The organism is Amycolatopsis orientalis DSM 43388 (assembly GCF_000411975.1).
In the GTDB taxonomy this organism is placed as follows: Bacteria; Actinomycetota; Actinomycetes; order Mycobacteriales; family Pseudonocardiaceae; genus Amycolatopsis; species Amycolatopsis orientalis_D.
Genome location: NZ_ASXG01000140.1, coordinates 1 through 1,033, shown reverse-complemented (window position 1 = coordinate 1,033; position 1,033 = coordinate 1). Strand labels below are relative to the sequence as shown.

Genomic DNA, 1,033 nt, shown 5'->3' with positions numbered 1-1,033 from the left:
GCTGGTGTTCCTGGCCGCGGAGACCGCGCCGGTGCTGCGCGACAAGCTCACCGAAGCCGTCCTCGCTGCCGCCGGTCACGCCCATGCCGGCATTGCCGTTCCGGACGTCGACCGGGAGAGCGAAGACCAAGCCAGCGGGGTCACGGCCGACTTGGCCAGTCCAGTAGAGCACGCGACCGACGCCCCCGCAGAACCACAGCCGGGCCGGGAGCCGCGCAAGCCCGCCCGCAAGACGAGCAAGGCCAAGGCCAAGCCCGCCGCCCGCAAGCTGCTGGCCGACTACGTGGCCGACGCCCGCGCCGCCTGGACGCCCGGAACCGAGATCACCCCGGCCTGGGTCCGCAGCGTCACCGACTGCGCCCGCGGCACCTCGTCCAACGTCGCCGCCGCCCTCGCCGCCGAACTCGCCACCGACACCGACGAAAGGCAGGCCGCGTGATGTCCACGACCGCCGACCGCACCCCGTTCCCGAGCCACGACCGCGAACACCAGGGAGGCCATCCCGTGAACACCCCCGCCGAGCCGTCCGCGAACACCACCGCCTACGCGCCCGTGAACGCGGCCGTGAACGCCGACCCGGCGGCCACCGAGGTCGCCTACACCCGGTCCGGGAACGTCGTCCCGATCCGCCCGGACACCGCCCGCAGCGCGGAGGAAATCCCGGAGCAGGACCGCACCGACGCGGGGGAGCGGGAGGCCCGTTCTGGTGACGTGATCGACGCCCACACGGACGTGCCCGCCGACAACGCCCCGGCCGTGCCGGTCGACCCGCCTGCGGTGACGCGGTCCTGGTGGGAGAACGCCGCCGACGCCACCGCCCGCCCGCTGGTGGCCAAGTGGCTGACGTCGGCCGAAGAGTTCAAGACCCGCGTCCGGTTCGTCGTCCGCTACGCCGCCCACGCCACCGCGTTCCACGCGCTGCGGGTGCCGCTCTACGTGCCGACCGCGTTCCTGCGCTCGTTCGGCGCGATCGGCCGTCTGCTGGGCCGCTTGCGCCACTGGGTGTTCGACGGCGAGTCCAAGCCGGTGCGGA

Annotated in this window: 2 pseudogenes; both read left to right on the top strand. The window is 73.9% G+C overall.

From position 1 onward, the window contains the following. A pseudogene (locus L942_RS28840) lies at positions 1–439 on the top strand (hypothetical protein); the annotation flags it as partial. Between the two features lie 65 nt (positions 440–504). Continuing rightward, a pseudogene (locus L942_RS28835) lies at positions 505–1,033 on the top strand (hypothetical protein); the annotation flags it as partial.